This is a genomic window from Arthrobacter cavernae, from assembly GCF_017368795.1.
Classification (GTDB): domain Bacteria; phylum Actinomycetota; class Actinomycetes; order Actinomycetales; family Micrococcaceae; genus Arthrobacter; species Arthrobacter cavernae.
Window position 1 is genome coordinate 65,368 of sequence record NZ_JAFNLL010000031.1, and the last position, 23,408, is coordinate 88,775.

The 23,408-nt window shown below is 66.5% G+C and carries 21 protein-coding genes; 15 read left to right on the forward strand and 6 right to left on the reverse strand.

Going from position 1 to position 23,408, the window contains the following annotated elements; translation table 11 throughout:
• The first annotated feature begins 136 nt into the window (after nucleotides 1–136).
• The 4 genes from J1902_RS13200 (at nucleotide 137) to J1902_RS13215 (ending at nucleotide 4,312) form a co-directional block, all read left to right on the forward strand.
• Nucleotides 137–1,204 carry an ABC transporter ATP-binding protein gene (locus J1902_RS13200; protein ID WP_207616761.1) on the forward strand — a complete coding sequence of 356 codons (1,068 nt, stop codon included), beginning with the start codon at nucleotides 137–139 and terminating at the stop codon, nucleotides 1,202–1,204.
• Nucleotides 1,205–1,262: 58 nt separating this feature from the next.
• Nucleotides 1,263–2,444, forward strand: a complete 1,182-nt coding sequence (locus J1902_RS13205) for an ABC transporter substrate-binding protein (RefSeq protein ID WP_307794450.1) — start codon at nucleotides 1,263–1,265, stop codon at nucleotides 2,442–2,444.
• Nucleotides 2,445–2,539: 95 nt separating this feature from the next.
• A complete protein-coding gene (locus J1902_RS13210; RefSeq protein WP_207616763.1) occupies nucleotides 2,540–3,469 on the forward strand; it encodes an ABC transporter permease in 930 nt (309 codons plus the stop codon).
• 9 nt (nucleotides 3,470–3,478) lie between these two features.
• On the forward strand, nucleotides 3,479–4,312 hold the full coding sequence (locus J1902_RS13215; RefSeq protein WP_307794451.1) for an ABC transporter permease: 834 nt from the start codon (nucleotides 3,479–3,481) through the stop codon (nucleotides 4,310–4,312).
• Between the two features lie 125 nt (nucleotides 4,313–4,437).
• Here J1902_RS13215 and J1902_RS13220 read toward each other — a convergent pair whose 3' ends face one another.
• Nucleotides 4,438–5,370 carry an Lrp/AsnC family transcriptional regulator gene (locus J1902_RS13220; protein WP_242701991.1) on the reverse strand — a complete coding sequence of 311 codons (933 nt, stop codon included), beginning with the start codon at nucleotides 5,368–5,370 and terminating at the stop codon, nucleotides 4,438–4,440.
• Nucleotides 5,371–5,658: 288 nt separating this feature from the next.
• On the opposite strand from J1902_RS13220, the gene J1902_RS13225 reads away from it, so the two are divergent.
• From J1902_RS13225 to J1902_RS13245, 5 genes are all read left to right on the forward strand, one after another.
• Nucleotides 5,659–6,513, forward strand: a complete 855-nt coding sequence (locus tag J1902_RS13225) for a transporter substrate-binding domain-containing protein (protein ID WP_207616767.1) — start codon at nucleotides 5,659–5,661, stop codon at nucleotides 6,511–6,513.
• A gap of 58 nt (nucleotides 6,514–6,571) precedes the next feature.
• Nucleotides 6,572–7,306 (forward strand): amino acid ABC transporter permease, encoded by a 735-nt coding sequence (locus J1902_RS13230; protein WP_207616769.1) that lies wholly within the window; start codon nucleotides 6,572–6,574, stop codon nucleotides 7,304–7,306.
• Complete coding sequence (locus J1902_RS13235; RefSeq protein WP_242701982.1) at nucleotides 7,303–8,109, forward strand: amino acid ABC transporter ATP-binding protein; 807 nt, start codon at nucleotides 7,303–7,305, stop codon at nucleotides 8,107–8,109. Before J1902_RS13230 ends, J1902_RS13235 begins: the two co-directional genes overlap by 4 nt.
• On the forward strand, nucleotides 8,099–9,097 hold the full coding sequence (locus tag J1902_RS13240; RefSeq protein WP_207616771.1) for a C-terminal binding protein: 999 nt from the start codon (nucleotides 8,099–8,101) through the stop codon (nucleotides 9,095–9,097). Before J1902_RS13235 ends, J1902_RS13240 begins: the two co-directional genes overlap by 11 nt.
• Nucleotides 9,098–9,167: 70 nt before the next feature.
• Nucleotides 9,168–10,832, forward strand: coding sequence for an amidohydrolase (locus tag J1902_RS13245; protein ID WP_207616773.1), 1,665 nt, complete (start codon nucleotides 9,168–9,170; stop codon nucleotides 10,830–10,832).
• A 91-nt stretch (nucleotides 10,833–10,923) separates the two neighbouring features.
• On the opposite strand, the gene J1902_RS13250 is transcribed toward J1902_RS13245, so the two are convergent.
• From J1902_RS13250 to J1902_RS13265, 4 genes are all read right to left on the reverse strand, one after another.
• Complete coding sequence (locus tag J1902_RS13250; protein WP_207616775.1) at nucleotides 10,924–11,865, reverse strand: Ig domain-containing protein; 942 nt, start codon at nucleotides 11,863–11,865, stop codon at nucleotides 10,924–10,926.
• A 116-nt stretch (nucleotides 11,866–11,981) separates the two neighbouring features.
• Nucleotides 11,982–13,193 (reverse strand): aminotransferase-like domain-containing protein, encoded by a 1,212-nt coding sequence (locus tag J1902_RS13255; RefSeq protein ID WP_207616777.1) that lies wholly within the window; start codon nucleotides 13,191–13,193, stop codon nucleotides 11,982–11,984.
• Between the two features lie 76 nt (nucleotides 13,194–13,269).
• Nucleotides 13,270–14,583, reverse strand: a complete 1,314-nt coding sequence (locus tag J1902_RS13260) for a M20/M25/M40 family metallo-hydrolase (RefSeq protein WP_307794452.1) — start codon at nucleotides 14,581–14,583, stop codon at nucleotides 13,270–13,272.
• 13 nt (nucleotides 14,584–14,596) lie between these two features.
• On the reverse strand, nucleotides 14,597–15,277 hold the full coding sequence (locus J1902_RS13265) for a TetR/AcrR family transcriptional regulator (protein WP_207616779.1): 681 nt from the start codon (nucleotides 15,275–15,277) through the stop codon (nucleotides 14,597–14,599).
• Nucleotides 15,278–15,471: 194 nt separating this feature from the next.
• Between J1902_RS13265 and J1902_RS13270 the strand changes: the two genes are divergently transcribed.
• Genes J1902_RS13270 through J1902_RS13295 form a run of 6 tightly spaced genes read left to right on the forward strand, consistent with a single transcriptional unit; the run spans nucleotide 15,472 to nucleotide 22,698 of the window.
• Nucleotides 15,472–16,407 (forward strand): ABC transporter substrate-binding protein, encoded by a 936-nt coding sequence (locus tag J1902_RS13270; RefSeq protein ID WP_207616781.1) that lies wholly within the window; start codon nucleotides 15,472–15,474, stop codon nucleotides 16,405–16,407.
• Nucleotides 16,404–17,300 (forward strand): amino acid ABC transporter permease, encoded by an 897-nt coding sequence (locus J1902_RS13275; RefSeq protein ID WP_207616783.1) that lies wholly within the window; start codon nucleotides 16,404–16,406, stop codon nucleotides 17,298–17,300. The genes J1902_RS13270 and J1902_RS13275 overlap by 4 nt, the downstream gene beginning before the upstream one ends.
• Nucleotides 17,301–17,305: 5 nt before the next feature.
• A complete protein-coding gene (locus J1902_RS13280) occupies nucleotides 17,306–18,064 on the forward strand; it encodes an amino acid ABC transporter ATP-binding protein (protein WP_207616785.1) in 759 nt (252 codons plus the stop codon).
• Between the two features lie 31 nt (nucleotides 18,065–18,095).
• Complete coding sequence (locus J1902_RS13285; protein ID WP_307794453.1) at nucleotides 18,096–19,691, forward strand: thiamine pyrophosphate-binding protein; 1,596 nt, start codon at nucleotides 18,096–18,098, stop codon at nucleotides 19,689–19,691.
• A complete protein-coding gene (locus J1902_RS13290) occupies nucleotides 19,691–21,067 on the forward strand; it encodes an NAD-dependent succinate-semialdehyde dehydrogenase (protein WP_207616787.1) in 1,377 nt (458 codons plus the stop codon). The genes J1902_RS13285 and J1902_RS13290 overlap by 1 nt, the downstream gene beginning before the upstream one ends.
• 17 nt (nucleotides 21,068–21,084) lie before the next feature.
• The gene (locus J1902_RS13295) at nucleotides 21,085–22,698 is read left to right on the forward strand and encodes a zinc-binding metallopeptidase family protein (RefSeq protein WP_242701983.1); all 1,614 of its coding nucleotides are present in this window, start codon (nucleotides 21,085–21,087) and stop codon (nucleotides 22,696–22,698) included.
• Nucleotides 22,699–22,929: 231 nt separating this feature from the next.
• On the opposite strand, the gene bcp is transcribed toward J1902_RS13295, so the two are convergent.
• The gene (gene bcp / locus J1902_RS13300; RefSeq protein WP_207616789.1) at nucleotides 22,930–23,397 is read right to left on the reverse strand and encodes a thioredoxin-dependent thiol peroxidase; all 468 of its coding nucleotides are present in this window, start codon (nucleotides 23,395–23,397) and stop codon (nucleotides 22,930–22,932) included.
• Nucleotides 23,398–23,408 lie beyond the last annotated feature (11 nt).

The window sequence follows — 23,408 nt, forward strand, 5'->3', positions numbered from 1 at the left end:
ATCGTAGCCCCAGGGCACGTAACAGATCTATACATAAATCCTCTTATGTATTAGTCTTTCTCGAAAGCCGCGACAACGTGCTCCACATCACACCCTGGAGCTCCGTCCCGGACCACAGGAATTGAAAGGCAGACCCATGAGCGAGACAGCACTGGCTGCGGTGCAGAAACCCACCGCAGAGGTCCCCGCCATCAGACTTCGCCGGTTGACGAAGTCCTTTGGTGAGACCAACGCGGTGGACGGGGTGGACCTGGACATCCGACAAGGGGAGTTCTTCTCCATGCTGGGCCCGTCCGGCTCCGGCAAGACCACGGTGCTGCGCCTGATCGCCGGATTCGAGCTGCCCACATCCGGAACCATCGAGCTCGAGGGCCAGGATGTCAGCGGCAAGGCCCCGTTCGAGCGCGACGTCAACACCGTGTTCCAGGACTATGCGCTGTTCCCGCACATGTCCTTGGTGGACAACGTCGCGTACGGGCTCCGGGTGCGCGGCATGGGCCGAACGGAACGCCGTGAACGTGCCGCCGAGGCCCTGGGGCGGGTCCAGCTTGGAAAGTTCGTGAGTCGGCGCCCGTCCCAGCTCTCCGGCGGCCAGCGCCAGCGCGTGGCCCTGGCCCGTGCTCTGGTGGTGGAGCCCAAGGTGTTGCTGCTGGACGAACCCCTGGGTGCCCTCGACCTGAAGCTGCGCCAGCAAATGCAGATCGAGCTCAAGGAACTCCAGCGTTCCCTGGGAATCACCTTCATCTTCGTCACCCACGACCAGGAAGAAGCACTCACCATGAGTGACCGCATCGGCGTGTTCAACAACGGCAAGATCGCACAGATCGGCACCGCGCACGAAATCTACCAGCGCCCCGCCGGCCCCTTCGTGGCGAACTTCGTGGGCACCTCCAACCTCTTCGATCCCGTCGTCGCCGGCAGGCTCTACGGCCGCCAGGAGCAGTTTGTGGTCCGTCCCGAGCGGCTCAGCCTCTCCTGGGACCGGAGTGCGGCAATGCACGACGGCGTCGCCTCCTTGCCCGGCAAGGTCACCTCGATCGTCTACGTCGGGCACGCCACCCAGGTGAACGTGGCACTGGAGGACGGCCCCGCCGTCGTGGTCCTGGTGGGCACCGAACTTCCTGAAGGCGAGCAGCTGCTCGGCCGGGATGTCACCGTCAGTTGGGCCCACCGTGATGCCGTGTGGCTCCCCGGCGAGGCCTAAAGGCCGGCAGTTCCATCAGTCCTTCACCCAAGTACCCGTACCCCGAAAGGTAAGAACAGTGGCAATCAAGAACAAATCCCTCCAGCTCATGGGGGCACTGGCCGCGGCAACGCTCGCCCTGGCATCCTGTGGAACCACTTCCGGCAACAACAACCCCGGCGCCACCGCCAAGACCGAGATCGGCGCGGGTGAAGGCCAGGTGTCCATCCTGGGCTGGCCCGGTTACGTTGAGGACGGCACCAACGACCCCAAGGTTGACTGGGTGACGAAGTTCGAAAAGGACACGGGATGCCAGGTTGATTTCAAGCCGTTCGGCACGTCGGACGAGGCCGTCACCCTCATGCGGACCGGTCAGTACGACGTCATCTCCGCCTCCGGTGACGCTTCCCTCCGCCTGATTGCCGGCGGCGACGTCCAGGCCGTCAACACGGGCCTGCTGAAGAATTACCCGGACGTCTATCCGTTCCTGAAGGACAAGGCATGGAACACGGTGGACGGGAAGAACTACGGCATGCCGCACGGCTGGGGCGCCAACCTACTGATGTACCGAACGGACAAAGTAGTGCCGGCCCCCACCTCCTGGGGATCGGTATTCGGTGATGCCGCCACGTACAGCGGCAAGGTGACGGCCTATGACTCACCCATCTACATCGCCGACGCCGCCTTGTACCTGATGAAGCACCAGCCGGATCTGAACATCAAGAACCCGTACGCGCTCGATTCCACCCAGCTGGCCGCCGCCGTGAGCCTGCTCAAGGAACAGCGCAAGCACGTAGGCGAGTACTGGAGTGACGTGGTCAAGGAAGTGCAGTCCTTCACCACCGGCAGCTCCGTCATCGGCACCACCTGGCAGGTGGGCGCGAACATTGCCGTGGCCGACGGCGCCCAGGTGCAGACCCTGCTGCCGGAGGAAGGCGCCACGGGATGGTCCGATACCTGGATGATCGGCTCCAAGACCAAGAACCCGAATTGCTCGTACAAGTGGCTCGACTACATCGCCAGCCCGGAAGCCAACGCGCAGGTGGCCGAGTACTTCGGCGAATCCCCGGCCAACCCCAAGGCCTGTGCCCTGACCGCGGACAAGCAGCACTGCGAGACGTTCCACTCCGGTGACGAGTCCTACGCCAAGCAGATCTGGTACTGGACCACGCCGGTGGCGAACTGCCTGGACGGCCGCAAGGACGCCAAGTGCACCGACTATTCGGAGTGGACCAAGGCCTGGACCGAAATCAAGGGCTGATCTCCCAGCCATAGGGGGGTGGCCGGCTGCCCCGGCCGGCCACCCCCGCAGCCCGGCGTCCCGCCCAACAACCAAGGACCAAAAGGTAAGAATCCATGGCACTACAGATCAGCCAGCCCGGAGCAGATCCGGGCCCGGGCAACGCACCCGTACCCCGGGCCAAGAGGAACTCGTTCTCCGCACTGCTCAACCGCTCACCGAACATCCGCCTCGCGGGACTGCTGGCTGCCCCGGCCGGATGGCTGGTCCTGGTGTGCATCGCCGCGCTCGCCGCCCTGCTCATCACGGCGCTCTGGACCGTGGACACCTTCACCGGCAAGGTGTCCCAGACCTGGACGGTGGACAATATCCTGCAGGTGGTGACGGATCCGGTGTACCAGACCATCACACTGCGCACCATCTGGATCGCCCTGGCCGTGACGCTGATCGACGTGGTGATCGCCATTCCGATCTCCTTCTTCATCGCCAAGGTGGCCACGGCAAGATGGCAGAAACTGCTGGTGGTGGCGGTCCTCATGCCGCTCTGGGCCAGCTACCTGGTGAAGGCGTACGCATGGCGCAACGTGCTGGCGGAGGGCGGCCTGCTCGAATGGCTGGGCACGCCGGTGGGGCTGAACAGCCCGGGCTATTCGGAATCGGCCGTGATCCTGACCCTGGCCTACATTTGGCTGCCGTACATGATCCTGCCGATCCACGCCGGATTCGAGAAGGTACCGGACTCCCTTCTGGAGGCCTCCAGTGACCTTGGTGCGAAGCCGTGGAACACCATGCGCCTGGTCATGCTGCCCATCCTGGTTCCGTCCATCATTGCGGGCACGATCTTTACGTTCTCGCTGTCCCTGGGCGACTACATCACGGCCCAGATTGTCGGCGGCACCACGCAGATGCTCGGAACCGTGGTCTACGCCAACGTGGGCGCGGCCAACAACCTGCCGTTTGCCTCTGCCGTGTCCCTTATTCCGATCGTGATCATCATGATCTACCTCTTCGTGGTCCGCCGCACCGGCGCCCTGAACAACCTCTAGGAGCCTGTTGTGAGATTGTCCCGCAGCGCCAAGACCATCCTCGGCATCATGACCGCACTGGTCCTGCTATTCATCTATGCGCCGCTGCTGCTGGTGGTGGTGAACTCGTTCAACGCGGACAGGACGTTCGGCTGGCCCCCGAAGGGATTCACGCTGGAATGGTGGGGGCGGGCGTTTGACTCCGAGGGCGTGCGCGAGGCCCTGGTGAACTCGCTCTGGGTGGCCGTGGTGTCAACCGTCATTTCGCTGATCCTGGGGACCATGCTGGCCATGGCCCTGCAGCGGTACAAGTTCTTCGGCCGTGACGTGGTGAACCTGCTGGTGATCCTGCCCATCGCCCTGCCCGGCATCGTCACCGGCATCGCGCTGAACAACATGTTCACTACCATCCTGGGCGTGTCCCTGAGCATGTGGACGGTGATCATTGCGCACGCCACCTTCTGCATGGTGACAGTGTTCAACAATGTGATTGCCCGGCTGCGGCGCATGAACGGCCGGCTCGAGGAAGCCTCGGCAGACCTGGGTGCCGGCGTGTTCACGACGTTCCGGCTGGTCACCTTCCCGCAGCTGCGTTCGGCCCTGCTGGCAGGCGGATTGCTGGCGTTCGCGTTGAGCTTTGACGAAATCATCGTCACCACGTTCACCATCGGCGCCGGCGACACCACGCTGCCCATCTGGATCCTGCAGAACCTGTTCCGTCCCAACCAGGCCCCCGTGGTCAACGTGGTGGCCGTGGTCCTGATCGTGGTTTCGATTGTCCCGATCTGGCTGGCACAGCGGCTGTCCGCCGACTCCGTGGGAATCAGTGCCGGGCGCGCCCGGGCAAGGGCTGCGGTGAAGTAGGACGCTCTCTCACCTTTGACTGAAAAATACGGAACCCTCTCGCAGATGATCTGCCGGAGGGTTCCGTGATTTGGCCCCAAAGGTGAGGGAGGGTTGGGCGAAAGGGCCTCAAAAGTGAGAGAGCGTCAGTTCAGGTGTCCGTTGGCCTGGGCCCTTGTTGCCAGGATCTTGTCCAAGGGCTTGGCGTAGCGCTCCTGGATGATCCGCAGGTGCAGCCAGCACTCGGCGCTGGCCACGGAGTCCATGGCGCGGACCTTGTCCAGGACCTCGTGCATTTCGTCCAGGGAACTGACGCCCACGGTGGCCACGAGGTCGTACCGCCCGAAGCAGCTGGCGATGAACTCCACGCCCGAGGTGGCGGAGAAGTACTCGATGGCCTCCGCCGTCCCTCCCGACGTCGAGATGCCAAAGCCAAAGGCCATGGAGCTGGAGGATCCAGAGCGGCTGCGCACGGGGCCGATCTGCATGACGCGGGCCTCCAGCAGGCGCAGGACCCGGATCCTGGCGGCGCTGGCCGAGAGCCCGATCCGTTCCCCGAGCGCCTCGAAGCCCAGCCGGCCGTCCACCTGCAGTTCGCCCAGGATGAGCAGATCCGTGTGGTCGAGCTCCAGTCCGGGATCCGGCGGCTCCTTGCCGAGGAAGAGGCTGCGGACCACTTCCTTGTACATCAGGACGTCCACGGCGGCCACGCCCTCGCAGAGGCGGATGGCCTCCACGTCCTCGTAGAGCCGCTCCACCGTGGGCAGGCGCAGCTCGGCGATGATGCCGTATTTGCCCGTGGTCAGGGACGCGAAAACGGCGCCATCCAGCTGGCCCAGCTTGTCCAGCGCCGCCTGCGCCGAGCCATTGAGCTGGATGGAAACATGCGCGACGGCGGTCAGGCCCAGCAACCGCGGGTGGATGGCCGCCACGATGCGCAGCTCCCCGGACGAGATGAGCTCGTTGACCTTGGCCGTTGCAACGGAGCGGGTCACGCCCAGCTGCTTGGACAGATCGCTGAACGAGGCGCGGCCGTCGGCCTGCAGCAGCCGGATCAGCCGGTCGTCCAGATCATGCATGGTCTTCACAATAAACGCCTCTTGTCGGTGGGCACAGCAGGTGTGACGTGAGGGCCCGCCGGCGCGGCAGGCCCTCCCTCGTTTCAATACTTCCATGACATCACACCCGAGCGGTGGATTTGCAGAGATTTTGAGTCATAATTCCGCAAATACTGCGTTTAAACCACTTGCGACAATGGATTCGCTTGCTTTTGCGTGGAAGTTGGCTAGCATCGTGACCAGCGCCACATTGGCTCACCCGCTTTTCGCACCCCAACCGCGAATCAGATGTTCATTGGAGATCTGCACATGCCCAAGTTCACAAAGGCCGCCGTGGCTGCGGCCGCCCTGGCACTGCTCTTGAGTGGCTGTTCCGCCGCCGCATCACCGAGTTCCGAAGGGAAGGCGCCGGCTGCCGCCGAGGCCCCCAAGGGCCTCACCACGGCCGGCAAGCTCACGCTCTGCATCGACCCCGAATACGCACCGCTGGAGTACTACGCCAACGGTTCAAGCGGCACCATCATCGGCTTCGACGCCGATGCCGCCCGGGCCCTTGCCAAGCACTGGGGGCTTGAGGCCAAGTTCGAGGTCACCACCTTCGACGGACTGATGCCCGGGCTCCAGACCCGCCGCTGCGACGCCATCTTCGGCGGCCTGTACATGAGCGAGGCACGCCTGGCCGTGGCCGACGCCGCTCCCGTCATGAGCGCCGGCCCGTCCATTCTGGCCGGCCCCGCGCTGGCGGGTCAGTTCAAGCAGCCCCTGGACCTCTGTGGCCGCAGCGTCGCCGCGCAGTCGGCGTCGTCCAATGCCGCGCGCATCAACACGCTCAAGGACGAGTGCAAGGCCGCGGGCAAGGACGAGCCCAAGCTCACCGAATACCCGAAGACGGCGGAAACCGTGCTCGCCGTCATGAACGGCAAGTCCGAGGCCCTGATCGAGACCAACGTCGCCGCTTCCTACATGGCAGCCCAGAACGAGGGCAAGCTGGCCGTGGCCCCGGGCGTCTTTGAAACGGACACCACGTTCGGCGTCTTCACCCGCAAGAACGATCCGATCTCCCCGGTTCTCGCCGAGGCCCTGAAGGCCCTCCACAAGGACGGCACCCTGGCCCAGATCGCCAAGGACAACAAGCTCGATCCGGCCATCGTCGACGTTCACTAGTTAGCGCGCCGGGACCACGGAATCCGTGGTCCCGGCCCCACCCGAAAGGAGAGGCCCGATGGAATTCGATATCGGCATCTTCGTCCAACAACTCGTGAACCCGAGCTACCTCTACGGCGCCTTCCTGTCCGTGGCGGTAGCCGTGCTGGCGCTGGTACTGGCCACCGCCGTCGGGTTCGCCGTGGCCCTGGGGCGCACGTCCCAGAGCCGCATCGCACAGGGTGCCGCGGGGTTCTACACCTGGTTCTTCCGCGCCATCCCGGCGCTGCTGGTCCTGCTCATCATCTGGAACGCGCTGCCGCAGCTGTTCCCGGTGCTGCGCCAGGAATGGTTCTCCCCGTTCATCGCCGCGTTCATCGGCCTGGGCATCGTGGAAGCAGCCTTCATGGCGGAAATCATCCGCTCCGCCCTGCTGAGCATCGACGAAGGACAGAACCTGGCCGGCCGCGCCCTGGGCATGTCGCCGGCGAAGGTCATGGTCAAGGTGGTCCTGCCGCAGGCCATCCGCATCGCCCTTCCGCCCACGGGCAACGAGTTCATCGGCCTGGTGAAATTCTCCTCCCTGGCCTCCGTCATCTCCCTGCAGGAACTGCTGACCACGGCCCAGGTGGGCGTCAACATCACCTTCCGCTACGCCGAGTACTACGCGGCCGCCATCATCTACTACCTGATCATCGTGAGCCTGCTGACCCTGCTCCAGAACTACGTTGAGAAGAAATTCCTATGGACCTCACGGTCAAAACCCAAGAAGCCATCCACGCTGGAACCCATCGGCCAAGGAGTGCACGCATGAGCCACGAACCACAGCCAACGGAGGCCAAGGTGTGGACGCCCGCCGACCCCGTGCTGCAGGTGCGGAACCTGCACAAGAGCTACCAGGACCAGCACGTCCTCCGCGGCGTCGAATTCGACATCCACCAGGGCCAGGTGAAGGCCGTGCTCGGCCCCTCGGGCTCGGGCAAGTCCACCATGCTGCGCCTCATGGCACTGCTGGAACCGGCCAACGACGGCGAAATCCTCCTGCGCGGCCAGCGCCTGGGCGTCCGCCAGCGCGGCACCACCACCGTGCCGCTGCCCGAGCGGGAGCTCGCCAAGGAACGCCGGGACATCGGCATGGTCTTCCAGAAGTTCAACCTGTTCCCCCACCTGTCCGCCTGCCGGAACGTAATGCTCGGCCTGACCTCGGTCCAGAACATCCCCGCCAAGGAAGCCGAGGAACGCGCCATGGCCATGCTCGAACGCGTCGGGCTCTCCCACCGCGCCGGGCACTACCCCTCGGAGCTCTCCGGCGGCCAGCAGCAGCGCGTGGCGATCGCCCGTGCCCTGGTCATGAACCCGTCCGTGCTGCTCTTTGACGAGCCGACGTCGGCCCTGGACCCGGAGCTGGTAGGCGAGGTGCTGGACGTGATGGAGGGCCTGGCCAACGACGGCATGACGATGATCGTGGTCACCCATGAGGTCCGGTTCGCCCGCCGCGTGGCGGACCAGGTCACCTTGTTCGACAGCGGCGTGATCGTGGAGCAGGCTTCCCCGGACGAGTTCTTCGACAACCCCCAGCACCAGCGCACCAGAAAGTTCCTCAGCCATGTCCACTAACACCCGCCCCGTGGCCGTCTACACGGACATGGACGACATCGACCACTCCGCGGGCGTCGCCCTGCTGGAGGAGCACGGCTACGAGGTCCGGTACCTGGGCAGCCAGGACCCCGCCGTCATCATGGAACAGGCCAAGGACGCCGAGGCCCTGCTGGTGGGCTATGCCTCCGTCACAGCCGAGGTCATGGACGCCATCCCGGGCCTGAAGATCATCGCCCTGCTCTCCATGGGCTACGACAACGTGGACCTGGACGCCGCCAAGGAGCGGGGCATCTGGGTCAGCAACCTGCCCGGCGTGGCCACGGAGGAAGTGGCCTCCCATGCGCTGGCCCTGGCCCTGGCGGTCACCCGCGAGATCCCGTTCTTCCAGGGCCGTGTGGCCGAGGGCGATTGGAACAGCCGCCCGGACACCACGGTGCTCCGGCTCAGCCAGGAGCGGCTGGGGCTGATCGGCCTCGGCAGGATCGGCAGCCGTTTCGGGGAGTTGGCCTCCGGTGTCTTCGGCGAAGTCATCGGCTACGACCCCTACCTCCCGGACACCCCGGACACCCGGGCGATGCTGGCCAAGGCGGGCATCCGCCGGACCGGACTGGACGAGGTGCTGGCAGAGTCCGCCGTCGTGTCCTTGCACGTGCCGCTCACGGAGGAAACGCAACACATCATCGACGCCGGAAGCCTCGCGGCCATGCGGCCGGGCAGCTACCTGGTGAACGTGAGCCGGGGCCAGTTGATCGACGACGCCGCCCTCCGCGCTGCGGTCGACTCGGGACATATCCGCGCGGCGGCCCTGGACGTGCTCGACGTCGAGCCCGCACCGGCGGACCACCCGCTCATGGGCCACCCCCGGATCCTGGTGACACCACACGTCGGTTTCCTCTCCGACCACACCCTGGCCGAGTACGTCCGGATCCAGGCCCAGAACGTCATTTCGCAGGCCCGCACCGGCGCCCCGGACACCCCGCTGTTCGCGCTGGAACCTGCATGCTAAGTGCCCGCAGGCTGAGTGCCGGCTGGCTCGCAGCGGCACCGCACCACTTCTACACGCAAAGGTCATCCCTATGTCATTCCATGAAACATCCCCCGCAGCCCCTCCGGCCACCCTGTTCTTCGGCGGCCCCATCCGGACGGTCGACGCCGAGGATTCCGTCGCGGAGGCGATGCTGGTGATCGGCAACCGCATCGCCGCCGTCGGGACCCCCGGGGAATGCCGCGCCGCGGCCCTCGAGCTCACCACCTCGGTCCCGGAGATCGTGGACCTCCAGGGCCGCACCCTGGTTCCCGGCTTCGTGGACCCGCACGCCCACCCGCTCATGTACGGGCAGCTGCTGTCCTGGGTGGACTGCGGGCCGGAAGCCGCCCCGGACATCCCCACTATGCTGGAACGCCTGGCCAAGGCCGCCGCGGACAACCCCGGCGACGGCCCCATCCGCGGCTACGGCTACGAGCACCGCAACCTGGCCGAACAGCGCCACCCCAGCCGGCAGGAACTGGACACGGTCTCCACCACCCGCGAGGTCTACGTCATGAACGCCAGCGGCCACGGCGGTGTGGTGAACTCCTTTATCCTGGACAATGCCGGCATCGGTCCGGACACCCCCAACCCGGCCGGCGGCACCTTCTTCCGCGACGCCGAGGGCTCGCTGACCGGCGAACTGTCCGACGCCGCCTGCGACATCCTCACGGGCGAGGACGGCGTGAAGCTGGGCCACCACGGCCCCAACTTCCACCTCGCGGACAGCAAGGAACAGCACCGAGGCCAGCTGCTCCACGCCCAGCGCGAGTTCCTCAGCCACGGCGTCACCTCGATCGGCGATTGCCAAGTCACCAAGCGCGAGTTCGCCGCCTACCTGGACCTGGTGGAGCGCGGCGAACTGGTCACGCGCATCAACGCCTACTTCCTCTCCAGCCTCCTGGACGAGGTCCTGCAGCTGGGTCTGGTGGACCGTTTCGGCGACTCGCTCCTGTCCTTTGCCGGCATCAAGCTCTACGCGGACGGCACCCTGGGCGGCTGGACGGCCTACTTCCCGGAGGGCTACCGCGACGATCCCTGCCGCACCGGTTCGCTGTACCACGAGCCCGCCGACTACCGCGAGCTGGTGGTCCGGGCCCACAGTGCCGGGCTCCAGACGGCCACCCACGCGCAGTCGCCCACGGCCATCCAGCTGGTGATCGACGCCGTGAAGGAGGCCACGGCCGTCTCGCCGCGCGCGGACCACCGCCACCGGATCGAGCACTGCGGCCTGCCCACGCCGGAGCAGATCACGGAGATGGCCGAACTGGGCATCCTCCCCGTCAACCAGCCCCAGCACTACTACAACTGGGGTCCGGGCGTGCTGGACGCGATCGGCAGCCCGGGGGAGCGCTTCAACCCGCTGGGCGAGTTCGTGGCCGCGGCCGTGCCCGTGACCATGAGTTCGGACGCCCCCGTGGCCGACCCCCGCCCCCTCGAGGCCATCCAGACCGCCGTGACCCGCAAGACCCGCTCCGGCGTGCAGCTGGGCACGGACGAACTGAAGATCGACGCCGTCGCCGCCCTCCGCGCCCACACCATCAACGGCGCACGGGCCATGGGGCGCGAGAAGGACCTGGGCTCCCTGGAACCGCAGAAGCTCGCCGACTTCGTGATTCTGGCCGCCGATCCGCTGGCGGCGCCCGAGGGCGACATCAGCGGCATCGACGTCGTGGAGACCTGGGTCAACGGCGCGCGGGTGTACGTAGCCTGAGGCCCGTTGCTGTGCGATTTCGGCGTCCGGCCACAGTTAAACCCCGACGGCGGCACTCGGGTGAGTGCCGCCGTCGGGGTGTGGCTGTTGATCAGCTGATCGTGATGGAGAAGGTGCGCTCGGCGAACACCCCTCTGGAGTCTGTGACCCGCATGAGGAACGAATACGTACCCGCCGTGGAGGGCGTGCCGGTGATCCGGCCGGGGCTCGTGGTCAGGGCCAGGCCGGGAGGCAAGGCACCCGATTGCAGCGACCACGTGTAGTCGAGGACCCCACCGCTGGCGAACAGGTTCCCGCAGCAGTAGAACTGGCCAACGGCCCCCGGCGAGAGCACATCGCTCTGGTTGGTGATCACCAGCGGAAGGGGCGCCCCGATCCGGATCGAGAACGACTCCGTGTCCGTGGCACCGGTGAAGTCCTGAACCCGGATCGTAAACGCGAACAATCCCTCGGTCGTTGGCCGGCCCGTGATGCCGCCCGAGCCCACGCCTTGGGTGAACAGGGTGGTTCCTGGGGGGATCTGGCCGGCGACGACATTGAACTTGACCGGACTCTGCGAGGTCTGGCAGCCGGAGGTCCCGAAGTACCAAGTGTTCAGCGTCCCGACGTTGCCGTCCCCGAAGGCCTGCGGAACGATCGTGCAGGTGCTGGGGGGCGGCGGCGGGGGCGAGCCGACGGTGCACCCGGACAGGGTCGCGGTGACCGCCGTGGCCGAGCCGTCATTGACGTCGACGGTGCAGTCGGCGGGAGCGGTGAAGCCAGCCCGCTCTATCCTGAACCGGCCGCCCCCGTCGCTCGTGCCCATCGCCACGCCGTCGACGGTGATCGTCGCGTTCGGCGCTGAGGTGCCCTCGATACGCAGGTTCCCGCCACTGACTTCGGCACGCGAGACGCTGACCGCGGCATGCGCAACGCCGGGGGCGAGCAGCATCAGCAGCATTGCCGCTGCAAGAACGAAAGCCGCCTGCAGGAGCCCCCGGGGCCCCGACAGTGACCGTGGACGTTGCCCGCCCCAATGCATGACCTTGTTCATTACGTTCTCCCGCCAGCCGTGCCGGTGCTGCCTTATGGCAGCCTCACCTAGATATACACGTGCAGGCCCGGAACCGTCTACGGGTGCCGTTCCGGCGATTCCGGCGTTGCCGGGAGCTACACGCTCCGGATCGCCTCACCCAGGCGCTTCACGCCTTCGGTGAGCTGCTCTTCCTGGGCGTACGAGAAGGCGATGCGGAGCTGGTTGGTGCCGCCGCCGTCGGCGTGGAACGCGCTGCCGGGCACGAACACGACGCCGGCCTCGATGGCCGCTGCGAGGACGCGTTCGGTGTCGATGCCCTCGGGCAGGGTGACCCAGGTGAAGAAGCCGCCGCTGGGCGTGGTCCAGAGGGTGCCTTCGGGCATGTGGGACGCGAGTGCGTCCAGGGTGGCCTGGCAGCGTGCGGCATAGACGGCGCTGTACGCGGCGATCTGGCCTCGCCAATCAAAGCCGGAAACATACTGTTCCACGACGAGCTGGCTCAGCACGGAGGGGCAGATGGTGGTGGCTTCGGAGGCGATCTGGAGGCGCCCGCGCACGTCCTGCGGGGCCACCACCCAGCCCACGCGTAGCCCGGGGGCGAAGATCTTGGAGAACGAGCCCAGGTAGAACACGTTGTCCGGGTCCAGGGTGTGCAGCGCGGGCTTGGCTTCGCCGTCGAAGGCCAGCAGCCCGTAGGGGTTGTCCTCGACGATCAGCACGCCTTCGGCCCGGCAGATGTCCACCACGCGCTGCCGCCGCTCCAGGGACAGGCTGATGCCGGAGGGGTTGTTGAAGTTGGGGATGGTGTAGAAGAACTTGATGGTCTTGCCGGCCGCCTTGAGCCCGGAAATGACTTCCTGCAGGCGGTCGGGATCCACGCCGTCGTTGTCCATGGCGACGTGGGCCACCTCGGCCTGGAACCCTTCGAACACGCCCAGGGCGCCCACATAGGTGGGGCCTTCGGCAATGACCACGTCCCCCGGATCGCAGAACAGCTTGGTGACCAGCTCCAGTGCCATCTGGGAGCCTGCGGTGATCTGCACGTTTTCCGGGGCCGTCTTGATGCCTTCGAGCTCCATGACCTGGCAGATCAGGGCCTGCAGCTCCTCGGTTCCGGCGCCGGAGCCGTACTGCAGGGCCTCCAGCCCGCGGCGCGCAAGCACCTCGCCGGCCATGGTGGCGATCCGGTCCATCGGCAGCACGGGCAGGTACGGATTGCCGCCGGCAAGGGAGATCATGCCCGGCTGCATCGAGATATCGAAGACAGCGCGCACGGGCGAAGGCTGGAAACCGGCCGCGCGCTTGGCCATCCGGTCTACATGGGACAGCGCTGTGGTGGTGGTCATGGTGGTCCTTTGGTGGTTGGCTTTGGTGTTTGTCTTGGGGCGCGGCAATGCGCCCGGGTGGTGGTTGCTGGGCCGCTTACTGGGTGGAAAGGAAACGGTGCAGGATTCGGGTTCCGGCCTGGAGCGCCGTGACAGGGACGCGTTCGTCGATGCCATGGAACATGCCGGCGAAGTCGAAGTTTTCGGGAAGCCGCAAGGGCGAGAAGCCGTAGCAGTTGATGCCCAGCCGCGAGAAGGCCTTGGCATCCGTGGCCCCGGACATGACGAATGGGACTCCCCGTCCGGCGGGGTCGACGGCGGTGATCGCCGCTTTCATGGCGTCCAGGAGGGCGCCACTGGCCGGTGCTTCGAGGGAGCGGCCCTCCTCCCAGGCCACCTCGATGCCCGGCCCCAGGAGCTCCATGAACTGTTCCTTGAACTCGTCATCGGTGCCGGGGGCGATGCGGCAGTCCACCGTGGCGGTGGCTGTGCCGGGGACCACGTTGGTCTTGTAGCCGGCGTGGAACTGGGTGGGGGCGGTGCTGGTGCGCAGTCCGGGGCGGAGCATCGCGGCGAGCGGCCCCAGGGAGTCGAGTTCGTCGTCGAGCCTGTTGATATCCAGGGGACGGCCCAGGGCTTCGCCCAGCTGCTCCACCAGGGCGGAGACCGACGGGCCCAGGACGAGGGGCCATTCGTGCGAGGAAATGCGGGCCAGGGCGGCCGAAAGCCGTGCAACGGCGTTGGCGTCGTTGGGCACGATCGAACCGTGGCCCGTGGTTCCCCGGGCCGTCAGCGTTGCCCAGGCGACGCCCTTTTCCGCGACGCCCAGAAGGTAGACCCGCAGGTCCTCACGCAGCTGCAGGGAAAAGCCGCCGATTTCCCCGATCGCCTCGGTGACACCGCGGAACAGTTCCGGATGTTCGTCCACCAGGAACCTGGCACCATACTCCCCAGCGATTTCCTCATCGGCCACGAAGACAATGTCACGTTGGGGAACGAAGCCCTCCCGGCGCAGCTGGCGGACGGCGGCCACGGTCATGGCAACCATGTCCTTCATGTCCACCGCACCGCGCCCCCAGATGAAGCCGTCCCTGACCTCGCCGGAGAACGGGTCCACGGTCCAGTCCGCCAGGTCCGCGGGGACGACGTCGGTGTGCCCGTGGACCAGGAGGGCCGGGGCTTCCGGGTCGCTGCCTTCCATCCGGACCACAAGGTTGCCGCGGCCGGGGAGCTTTTCGTGCCACTGGCCTTCGAGGCCGGTTTCCGCGAGGAGCGACTGGATGTACGAGGCGCAGCGCGATTCACCGTCTCCGGTGGTGGCCGGATCGCCGGTGTTGGTGGAGTCGATCCGGATCAGTTGGCGGCAAAACTCCACGGCCTCTGCGGCCATGGCTTCATGCTGTTCCCCCACGGGTGGTCCTTTCCTAGCTTGCGTCCACGAGTTTGGAGCGCTTCTTGAGAATGAATTCCTCGGCATCGATCCCGAACTCGCGGGCCGCAAAGCGGTGCAGGGTTTCGACCAGTTCGTCCGGGGTGAAGTTGTGGACCCCGTTCAGCGACTGGATGGCGAGCCCGTCGATGGTGGCCACCAGCAGCGTGGCCAGCTCGTTGACGTCGAGGGAGGGCTGGAGGAGTTTCTCTTCCGAGGCCTCTTCGAGGGCCCTGACGAACAGGCCGCGCCACGAACTCCACACGGACGCGACGCTTTCGCGGATTTCGGCGTTCTTGTGGGCCGCCGCGTAGATCTGCAGCCAGAAGCCCCAGGCTTCTTCGAAGGGGGTGTCGCCCTGGATGGAGAAGGTCAGCAGGTCGTGGAGCCGTTCGAGGGCGTTGTCGCCGCGCTCGTAGATGCGTTGCCACTCCCTCAGCGACTCCTCGGTGCGGTATTCGACGGCGGCGCTGATAAGGCGCTCGCGGTGCCGGAAGTAGTGCTGGATCATCCCGACGCTGAAGCCCGAGGCCTCGGACAGCGTCCCAAAGGAACAGCCCTCGACGCCGTGGTGTGCGATCACCTGCGAGGCAAACTGCAGAATGCTCTGCCGGCGTTCGGCCATCGCTTCCGGGGTGACGCTTCGCGTGCGGCGGCCCGGGGTTGCCTCGCTCATGCCGTTGCTCCTTAGTTTGTCTGCCCGCGCTGGTCCAAATATGTCCAGGTGGCGCCTTGTGGGCGGTGTCTGTCATCTATCCATGATGTTGCCATGATCCCTTGACACGCACTGTTGCTCATCTCACAATAAGTTGAACATATTGTTATTTCAACCCAATCCGAACTGGAGTTCCACAAATGATGCTCAAAGGCGTGAAAAGGTCACTCGTGGCTGTGGCTGCCATCAGCTTCCTGGCGTTGACAACGGCTTGCACCAACTCCGAGGGCGCGCCCCCCACCGCATCAGGCAATGAAGCCAGCAGCGGCAAGAGCGGGCAGGAACTTGCACAGGCAGTGCAGCCGGATGCGAGGGTCCAGGAACTCGTCCCGGCCGCCATCAAGGGCAAGGGCTCGCTGACATTGGTCACCGACCCCACCTACGCCCCGATCGATTTCACCGACGAGCAGGGCAAGATCGTTGGGCTGGAGCCGGACATGGCCCTGGCCGTGGCCAAGAAGATGGGCCTCACCATCGCCATTGAGAAGGCCGACTTCAACGGCATTCTGGCGGGCATTGAGGCCCGCCGTTACGACGCCTCGTGGGCCGCCTTCTCCATCACGGAGGAACGCAAGGACAAGGTCAACATGGTCAGCTACATGCGGGGCGGGACCTCCGTCATGGTCCGCAAGGGCAACCCACTGGGCATCCAGTCCGAAATGGACCTTTGTGGCAAGACGGTGGCCGCCCAAACCGGCACCACCCAGGCCCTGAACGTGCTCCCGGCCTTCGAAAAGAAGTGCGCGGACGCGGGCAAGGACAAGCCCGTTTCCCTTCTGCTGCCCCAACAGGACAACGTCAACCAGTCAGTGGCGGCGGGCCGCGCCCAGGCCCTGGTGGCAGACAATGCCCTGACCGGCTACTACGCCCAGCTTCAGCCGGACGCCTTCACCTCCGTGGACTCCATCCTGGTGGAACCGTCCCTGTCCGGCGTGGTCAGCCCCAAGGACGACGGCGGCTTGTCGAAGGCCTTCCAGGCAGCCATCCAGTCCCTCATGGATGATGGGACCTACGCCAAGATCATGGAGGCCTGGAACCTGAAGTCCGGCATCCTCACCACGTCCGAGATCAACCCGATGGTGGGGTCATGACGGTGTCCGAACAATCTGTTGTCGCCGAAAAGCGGCATGATTTCGCGGATTTGGCGTCGCGGCCGGTGCTCAGGCGGAAGCGGCCCGGGCAGCTGATCGCCATGGTGGTGGTGGGACTGTTCGCAGTCATGGGCGGCTACGTGATCGTCACCAACCCGGGCTTCGGCTGGCCCACCGTGGCCAAGTACCTGTTCGATATCCGCATCCTCAACGGGCTGTTGACCACCATCGAGCTCACCGTCATCGCCATGATCCTCGGCTTCGTGATCGGCCTGGTGATCGCGGTCATGAGGATGTCTGACAACTCCCTCCTCCGCGGCGTGGCCGGGGCCTACATCTGGTTCTTCCGCGGCACTCCGCTGCTGGTCCAGATGCTCTTCTGGGGCTTTGCCGCCGTGCTGTTCCCCACGATCGGCATCGGCATCCCCGGCGGTCCCATGCTGGTGGAGTGGAACACCAACGATGTGCTGCCGCTGTTCGTGGCCGGCATCCTGGGGCTGGGCCTGAACGAGGGCGCCTACATGGCGGAAATCGTGCGCGCGGGCCTCATGGGGGTCCCCGCCGGGCAGTCCGAGGCGTCCCATGCCATGGGCTTCAGCCGGATGGAAACCCTGCGCCACGTGGTCATCCCGCAGGCCATGAAGATCATCCTTCCGCCCGTGGGCAACGAGACGATCTCCATGCTCAAGACCACCTCGCTGGTGATCGTGATCGGCGTCGGGGACCTGCTGTACAACACCCAGCAGATCTACGCCCGGAACCTCCAGCAGATTCCGCTGCTGATCGTCGCAAGCCTCTGGTACATCCTGCTCACCACCATCCTCTCGCTCATCCAGGCCCGCATTGAGAAGCGGTACTCCCGCGGCAACGTGCTCCAGGCACGAAAGGCGTAACGGCAATGTCTGAAGTACAGTTCCTCAATGTCCACAAGGACTTCTCCGGCATGGAGGTCCTCAAGGGCATCAACTTCACCGTTGAAGCCGGGCAGGTGGCCTGCCTGATCGGGCCTTCCGGTTCCGGCAAGTCCACCCTGCTGCGCTGCGTCAACCACCTCGAAACCACCAGCTCCGGGACCATCCTGGTGGGCGGGCGCATGATCGGCTACGAGGTCCACGGCGACCGGCTGATCGAGGCACACCAGAAGGACATCAACAAGCGCCGCTCCCGGATCGGCATGGTGTTCCAGTCCTTCAACCTCTTCGGCCACATGACGGCCCTGGAGAACGTGATGATGGGGCCCGTCAAACTCCTCAAGGTCCCCAAGGCCCAGGCAGAGGCGGAAGCCCGCGAGCTCTTGGCCAAGGTGGGCCTGGCGGACCGCACCGGCCACTACCCCGCCCAGCTCTCCGGCGGCCAGCAGCAGCGCGTGGCCATTGCCCGGGCGCTGTCCATGAAGCCCGAACTCATGCTCTTCGACGAGCCCACCTCCGCGCTGGACCCCGAACTGGTGGGCGAAGTCCTGGACGTCATGAAGGCCCTGGCCCGCGACGGCATGACGATGATCGTGGTGACCCACGAGATGGGCTTCGCCCGCGAAGTGGCGGACGTGGTGGCGTTCATGGACGGCGGCGTCATTGTCGAAGCCGGCGATCCCAACGAGATCATCACCCGTCCCCAGCACGAGCGCACCAAGGCGTTCCTCTCCAAAGTGCTCTAGGCCCCCCCAACAACCTTCAAAGGACTCAACCGTGACCAGCACCATCCCAACCAACAACGTCGGCCTCGCCGTCATGACCACGCTGCGGAACTACGGGATCGACGCCGTCTTCGGGATCCCCGGCACCCACAACCTGGAGTTCTACCGGCACCTGAAGCCGCTCGGCATCCGCCCGGTCACCACCCGCCACGAGCAGGGCGCCGGGTACGGCTCCGACGGCTGGAGCCAGCTCAAGGGGCTTCCCGGCGTCGTGATCACCACCTCCGGCCCGGGCCTCCTGAACGCGATGTCCGCCGCCGCCACCTCCTACTGCGAGTCCCGGCCCATGATCATCCTGTCCCCGGGCGCCCCGCGCGGCAGCGAATTCTCGGACATCGGGCTGCTGCATGAAACCAAGGACCCCACCGGTGCCGTCCGGGCCCTGATCGGGCGCAGCACCCGCGTCTCCAGCGGCAGCGAGGCCGTGGAACTGATCCACCAGGCGTTCGCGTCCTTCGCCCACGGACGTCCGCGCCCGGTCCACCTCGAAATCCCGCTGGACCTGCTCGAGTCCGCGTCCGACGTCGAGCCCTCCGCGCTGGAGGCCCGCCCGCTGGGCGCCCCGCAGAAGGCCGACGACGACGCCGTCGCAGCCGCCGCTGCCATGCTGCGGAACGCGTCCAATCCGGTGATCCTGGCCGGCGGCGGCTCGCTGGGAACCGGCGCTGCCCTGCTCGAACTCGCCGAGCTCCTGCAGGCGCCCGTGGTCACCACCATCAACGGCAAGGCAGCCATCCCGGAGGGACACCCGCTGTCCCTCGGCTCGGAGATCCGGCTGGCCGCCGCCCAGGACCTGTGCAACTCCTCCGACGCGCTGCTGGTGATCGGCAGCAAGCTGGGCGAGTCCGAAATGTGGGGCGGAAAGATCCTCCCGCAGGGCGGCTGCATCCGGATCGACATCGACGCCGCCCAGCTGCACGGCAACCTCAGCCCGGAACTGGAACTCCTGGGCAACGCCGCCGCCGTGGTCCCCCAGCTGCTCGCGGCACTCGCCGGGCACGTGCCGGCAGCGGCGCCGGATCTGGCCCCGCTGCGCGCCGAGCTGCAGGCCGAAGCCCGCTCCATGGCACCTGTGCTGGCACAAATCAACGAGATCCTCGCCGTCACGCTGCCCGCGGACACCGTCATCGCCGGGGATTCCTCGCAGGTCACCTACTTCGGCACCACGTCCTTCTTCCCCATGCAGCAGCCGCACCAGCTCCTGTACACGCCGGCCTACGCCACGCTGGGCTACGGGCTGCCGGCCGCGATCGGCGCCAAGGTGGCCGATCCGGACCGTCCCGTGGTGGGCCTGATCGGCGACGGCGCGCTCATGTTCGCCGTCCAGGAATTCATCACCGCCGTGGAACAGGGAGTGGACCTGCCCATCATCTGCATCAACAACGGCGGCTACGGCGAAATCCGGCAGAACATGGCGGACCGCGACCTGGCCCCCGTGGGCGTGAACCTGGTGCAGCCGGACTGGGTCCGCATGGCCGAGGGCTTCGGCCTCACGGCGTTCAACGTGGAGACCCTCGACGAGCTGGCCGGGATCGTCACCCAGGCGCTCGCCGTCAAGGGCCCCAGCCTCATCCACGTGAGCATCTGATGCCGGTCCTGGAGGCCGCGTTCCGGGTGCTCAACCCGGCCACGGGAGAGGTCCAGGCGGAGTACGCCGAGGCCACGGCCGCCGAGGTTGACGAGGCTGTCGTGGCGGCGCGCCGCGCCTTTGCCGGATGGGGCCCTGCCGCCGGCCCGACGACGGCGGAACGGCGTGCCGCGGTGCTGCGGACCGCCGCCGGGCTGCTGCTCGAACGCAAGGAGCAGCTGGCCGGGCTCGCCACCGAGGAAATGGGCAAGCTGCTTTCCGAGGCCATCGCCGAGGTGGAGCTCTGTGCCGAGATCTTCGGGTACTACGCCGAGCACGGGCCGGGCTTCCTGGCCGACGAGCCGCTGGACCATCCCGGGGCGGTGCTGCAGCGGCGGCCCCTGGGTGTGCTGCTGGGCATCATGCCGTGGAACTACCCGTACTACCAGATCGCCCGTTTCGCGGCGCCCAATCTGATGCTGGGCAACACCCTGCTCATCAAGCCGGCACCGGCCTGCCCGCGCTCGGCGCTGGCCCTAGAGGAACTGCTGCTCGATGCCGGCCTGCCGGCAGGAGCCTACCGGACCGTGCTGGCCGGGGTGGAACAGACGGCCGCTCTGGTGAGTGATCCGCGCATCCAGGGCGTTTCCCTCACCGGAAGCGAACGGGCCGGCGTTGCCGTCGGCGCGCTCGCGGGGGCCGGGCTGAAGAAGTCCGTGCTGGAACTGGGCGGCTCGGATGCCTTCATCGTGCTCGACACCGAGGACCTGGACGCCGTGATGGACCTGGCCGCGGCGGCGCGGATGGAGAACGCCGGACAGGCCTGCACTTCGCCCAAGCGCTTCGTCGTGGCCGCCGCGCTGTATGAGGACTTCGTCGCCGGGCTGGCGGCCAGGCTGGCCGACTACGTTCCGGGCGATCCCCTGGACCCGGCCACCAAACTGGCTCCGATGTCCTCGAACGGGGCGGCGCGGACGCTGATCGCACAGGTGAATGCGGCCGTCGCCGCAGGGGCCACGCTGCACCGCGGCGGCACCCTGACCGGTACTGCCTTCGTAGCTCCGGCACTGCTGACCGACGTGCGGCCCGGCACGCGCGCCTACCGCGAGGAACTGTTCGGCCCGGTGGCCGTTGTCTACCGGGCGGAGGATGAGGACGACGCCGTCCGGCTGGCCAATGATTCGCCGTACGGCCTGGGGGCCTCGGTCTTCACCGCCGACGCTGGCCGGGCAGACCGCATCGCCGAGCGGCTGGAAGTCGGCATGGTCAGCGTAAACCGGCTGGCGCCGTCGTCGGCTGCTTTGCCCTTTGGCGGGGTCAAGAACAGCGGCGTCGGGCGTGAACTGGGGCCGCTGGGCATGGACGAGTTCGTGAACCGAAAACTTGTAGTTCGCTAAATTTTGGAGGGAATGCCATGAGCGGAACGCTCAAGAACGCAGATTTGAAGACCACCGCGTGGGGCTGGGTTGAGGGGCAGAAGGAGCAGCTCTCGGCCTGGCACACGAACATCTGGGAGCTGGCCGAACCGGCCTGGCGCGAGTACGAGTCGTGCGCCTGGTATGTGAAGACCCTGCGCGAGCACGGCTTCACCGTGGAGGAAGGCAGCGGCGGCATGCCCACCGCCTTCGCCGCGGAATGGACCAGCCCGGCGGGCCCCGGCGCCCGGATCCTGGGCTACGCCGAATACGACGCGATCCCCGGCAACTGCCAGGCGGCGTCCACCAAGCGCGAGCCGCGCCCCGGGATGTCCCGCTTCGCGCCGGGGCATACGGACCCGCACTCCGCCCTGGGCATCTCGACCCTCGCCGGCTTCCTCGCGGCGAAGGACGCCATGGAACGGCATAACATCCCCGGCACCCTGGTCTACACGGGCGAGCCCGCCGAGAAGGTCCAGGGATCCAAGGTGGTCCACGGCCTGCGCGGCTACTACGACAACCTGGACGCCATCATTTCGTACCACCCGTTCTACATGATGCCGCTGTGCAACACCGCGCGTTGGGACACCCACTGCGGCTCGTACTACAGCAAGATCTACACCTTCACCTGCGACAACCCGGAGGGCTGGAACAACACCTACGGCGACAGCCCCATCCCGTCCTCGCACTCCGCCGCCCGGGCACCCGGAGCGGACGCCGCGTTGTTCACGATGTTCTCGCTGACCAAGACCACGCAGGATTCCATGCTGCCGCAGGCCGGCGGCTGGTCGTTGTCCGAGGCGATCCTCACTGCCGGGCAGGCGACGGCGGACAACCAGCCGGCGGGCCTGGCCCAGATCCAGTACTCCTGGCGCTGCCCCAGCCTGGCCGAGGCCGACTCGGTGCTCGCCGTGCTGGACCGCAACGCCGAACTGGCCGCGGCTGCCTCGCACTGCACCGTCAGCTCGCGCTGGGTGGCGCGCAACCGCCCGGGCATCGCCAACCACACGGTGGCGCAGTTGGCGTGGGAGAACATCGCTCTTGTGGGTGCGCCGGTGCTGGACGAGCGGGCCCGCGAGATCGGGCGCGAAATCCAGGCCTCGTGCGGCGTGGAGCACATGGAGAACCCGTTCCACCCGGCGACGGCGGAGCTGATCAGCCCTGCCGAGGCGGAGGCGGAGCTGCGCCGCCATCTTCCGGCAACGCAGCAGAACTGGACCAGCGACGACTACGTGGAGATGACCTGGTACGCGCCCACCATCCGCTTCTACACCGCCCGGCCGACCCTGGCTCCGGACCCCGCCGGGACGCCGTACCCGGGCTGGGCGATGACGGCTCTTGGTGGGATTCCGGAGACGATCGACCCCACGATTACCGCCACGGGCAAGATGATCGCCGGCATGGTGCTGGACCTGCTCACCTCCCCTGAGGTGTTGGCCGAAGCCAGGGCTGAGTTCGAGGCCGAGAAGGTCCGGCGCGGCTCCGTGGCCCCGCTGCTCCCCGTCGAATTCAGCGCGCCGACGGACTTCCGCTGGCCCGAATACATCGGCGAAGGCAAGGCCCGCGACTGGTGGATCCCCGTGTCCGAGGAAGCCTGGAACACGGCCGGGTAGCCAGTCCGGACGCTCTCTCACCTTTGGCCGGAAAATGAGGAACGCTCTCTCACCTTTGACCGGAAAACAAGGAACCCTCTCTCACCTTTGGCCGGAAAACAAGGAACCCTCCTGCAGATGATCTGCAGGAGGGTTCCGGGATTTGGTCTCAAAAGTGAGAGAGGGTCGCCCCAAAATGCCCCAAAAGTGAGAGAGCGTTTGTGGGACGGGCGGCCGGGAAGAACGAGGGCGTTAGACGCCCAGCTCTTCCTTCAGCGCGGCCACGTGGCCCTGGGCCTTGATCTGGTACTGGGTGAGCTTGACCTTGCCTTCGCGGTCGAGCACCACGGTGGAGCGGACCAGGCCTTCGACGATTTCGCCGTCAACCAGCTTCTCGCCCCAGGCGCCGTAGGCGAGGGCCACGGCGTGGTCCTCGTCGGAGAGCAGGGGGAAGGTCAGGGCGAAGTCGCCGGTGAAGGCTGCGAGCTTCTCCGGGGCGTCCGGGGAGATACCCAGGACGTCGTAGCCGGAGGACTGCAGGCTGGACAGGTTGTCGCGGAAGTCGCAGGCTTCCGTGGTGCAGCCGGGGGTGGCGGCTTCCGGGTAGAAGTACACAATCACGTTGCGTCCGAGGTAGTCGGACAGCGAGACCTTGGTGCCTTCGGCGTCGAGCAGCGCAAAATCGGGTGCCTGCGTGCCGACGAGGAGTTTCTGGGCCATGGTGATCCTTA

Excerpts from the sequence above, each read along its gene's own strand:
- J1902_RS13240 (WP_207616771.1), top strand. The coding sequence starts at position 8,099 with ATGTCCACTAACACCCGCCCCGTGGCCGTCTACACGGACATGGACGAC.
- J1902_RS13275 (WP_207616783.1), top strand. The coding sequence starts at position 16,404 with ATGACGGTGTCCGAACAATCTGTTGTCGCCGAAAAGCGGCATGATTTC.
- J1902_RS13280 (WP_207616785.1), top strand. The coding sequence starts at position 17,306 with ATGTCTGAAGTACAGTTCCTCAATGTCCACAAGGACTTCTCCGGCATG.
- J1902_RS13210 (WP_207616763.1), top strand. The coding sequence starts at position 2,540 with ATGGCACTACAGATCAGCCAGCCCGGAGCAGATCCGGGCCCGGGCAAC.
- J1902_RS13295 (WP_242701983.1), top strand. The coding sequence starts at position 21,085 with ATGAGCGGAACGCTCAAGAACGCAGATTTGAAGACCACCGCGTGGGGC.
- J1902_RS13245 (WP_207616773.1), top strand. The coding sequence starts at position 9,168 with ATGTCATTCCATGAAACATCCCCCGCAGCCCCTCCGGCCACCCTGTTC.
- J1902_RS13250 (WP_207616775.1), bottom strand. The coding sequence starts at position 11,865 with ATGAACAAGGTCATGCATTGGGGCGGGCAACGTCCACGGTCACTGTCG.
- J1902_RS13255 (WP_207616777.1), bottom strand. The coding sequence starts at position 13,193 with ATGACCACCACCACAGCGCTGTCCCATGTAGACCGGATGGCCAAGCGC.
- J1902_RS13265 (WP_207616779.1), bottom strand. The coding sequence starts at position 15,277 with ATGAGCGAGGCAACCCCGGGCCGCCGCACGCGAAGCGTCACCCCGGAA.
- J1902_RS13225 (WP_207616767.1), top strand. The coding sequence starts at position 5,659 with ATGCCCAAGTTCACAAAGGCCGCCGTGGCTGCGGCCGCCCTGGCACTG.
- J1902_RS13200 (WP_207616761.1), top strand. The coding sequence starts at position 137 with ATGAGCGAGACAGCACTGGCTGCGGTGCAGAAACCCACCGCAGAGGTC.
- J1902_RS13290 (WP_207616787.1), top strand. The coding sequence starts at position 19,691 with ATGCCGGTCCTGGAGGCCGCGTTCCGGGTGCTCAACCCGGCCACGGGA.
- J1902_RS13235 (WP_242701982.1), top strand. The coding sequence starts at position 7,303 with ATGAGCCACGAACCACAGCCAACGGAGGCCAAGGTGTGGACGCCCGCC.
- bcp (WP_207616789.1), bottom strand. The coding sequence starts at position 23,397 with ATGGCCCAGAAACTCCTCGTCGGCACGCAGGCACCCGATTTTGCGCTG.
- J1902_RS13230 (WP_207616769.1), top strand. The coding sequence starts at position 6,572 with ATGGAATTCGATATCGGCATCTTCGTCCAACAACTCGTGAACCCGAGC.
- J1902_RS13220 (WP_242701991.1), bottom strand. The coding sequence starts at position 5,370 with ATGCATGATCTGGACGACCGGCTGATCCGGCTGCTGCAGGCCGACGGC.